Origin of the sequence: Halobacillus andaensis (genome assembly GCF_014636475.1) — a bacterium.
Classification (GTDB): Bacteria; Bacillota; Bacilli; order Bacillales; family Halobacillaceae; genus Halobacillus_A; species Halobacillus_A andaensis.
Map to the genome: position 1 here is coordinate 1 of NZ_BMEL01000012.1, position 1,159 is coordinate 1,159.

A 1,159-nucleotide genomic window follows, 5' to 3' on the forward strand; every position below is an offset into this window, starting at 1 on the left:
CTATACTATAGAAAGAAATCTTGACGTACTGGTTGGTTCGTTCAGTTTTCAAAGATCAAAATATGGTGGAGCCTAGCGGGATCGAACCGCTGACCTCCTGCGTGCAAAGCAGGCGCTCTCCCAGCTGAGCTAAGGCCCCGTATTTAAGTGGTCGGGAAGACAGGATTCGAACCTGCGACCCCTTGGTCCCAAACCAAGTGCTCTACCAAGCTGAGCTACTTCCCGTGAGTAAATGGCGCGCCCGAGAGGAGTCGAACCCCTAACCTTCTGATCCGTAGTCAGACGCTCTATCCAATTGAGCTACGGGCGCATATGAAATTAAATTATGGTGCCGAGGGCCGGACTCGAACCGGCACGGTGGAAACCCACCGCAGGATTTTAAGTCCTGTGCGTCTGCCAATTCCGCCACCCCGGCATGACACTTGCAAGTAAGGTTACTTAACTATTTCTTATTAACCTGTTTAAGTAAATGGAGCGGAAGACGGGATTCGAACCCGCGACCCCCACCTTGGCAAGGTGGTGTTCTACCACTGAACTACTTCCGCTTATAATGCGGGTGGAGGGACTTGAACCCCCACGCCGTGAAGCACTAGATCCTAAATCTAGCGTGTCTGCCAATTCCACCACACCCGCGAATAAATGGTGAGCCATGGAGGGCTCGAACCTCCGACCCTCTGATTAAAAGTCAGATGCTCTACCAGCTGAGCTAATGGCTCTTAATAAATAAGATGTTCTGGTAATTGCAATAGTGGTGCCGGCCAGAGGACTTGAACCCCCAACCTACTGATTACAAGTCAGTTGCTCTACCAGTTGAGCTAGGCCGGCGACATGGTGGAGGATGCAGGGCTCGAACCTGCGACCCCTTGCTTGTAAGGCAAGTGCTCTCCCAGCTGAGCTAATCCTCCGGATTTATGTAAGGTATGGCAGCGTCCTACTCTCACGGGGATCGACCCGACTACCATCGGCGCTGAAGAGCTTAACTGCTGTGTTCGGCATGGGAACAGGTGTGACCTCTTCGCTTTCGCCACCAAACCTTATTTTCAAGGACAAGATATATTATATTGCCCTTTTCAAAAAATATCAAGGGTTTTTTTGAAAACCCTCAAAACTGGATAAGACCTTTCGGACATCATGTCATCAAACCTTTTTCACAAAGGGA

9 tRNA genes and 1 rRNA gene are annotated in these 1,159 nt (G+C 50.2%); all 10 read right to left on the reverse strand.

Annotated features, from left to right (window positions below):
• Nucleotides 1-63: 63 nt before the first annotated feature.
• Nucleotides 64-139: transfer RNA gene (locus tag IEV27_RS19735), tRNA-Ala, on the reverse strand.
• Nucleotides 140-148: 9 nt separating this feature from the next.
• Nucleotides 149-225, reverse strand: a tRNA-Pro gene (locus tag IEV27_RS19740).
• A gap of 8 nt (nucleotides 226-233) precedes the next feature.
• A tRNA-Arg gene (locus IEV27_RS19745) sits at nucleotides 234-310 on the reverse strand.
• Nucleotides 311-326: 16 nt separating this feature from the next.
• Nucleotides 327-415 (reverse strand) — tRNA-Leu (locus IEV27_RS19750).
• 55 nt (nucleotides 416-470) lie between these two features.
• Nucleotides 471-545: transfer RNA gene (locus IEV27_RS19755), tRNA-Gly, on the reverse strand.
• Nucleotides 546-551: 6 nt separating this feature from the next.
• Nucleotides 552-633: transfer RNA gene (locus tag IEV27_RS19760), tRNA-Leu, on the reverse strand.
• 7 nt (nucleotides 634-640) lie between these two features.
• A tRNA-Lys gene (locus tag IEV27_RS19765) sits at nucleotides 641-716 on the reverse strand.
• Nucleotides 717-749: 33 nt separating this feature from the next.
• Nucleotides 750-825 (reverse strand) — tRNA-Thr (locus IEV27_RS19770).
• Nucleotides 826-829: 4 nt separating this feature from the next.
• Nucleotides 830-905 (reverse strand) — tRNA-Val (locus tag IEV27_RS19775).
• Between the two features lie 13 nt (nucleotides 906-918).
• A 5S ribosomal RNA gene (gene rrf, locus IEV27_RS19780) occupies nucleotides 919-1,032 on the reverse strand.
• Between the last annotated feature and the right edge of the window lie 127 nt (nucleotides 1,033-1,159).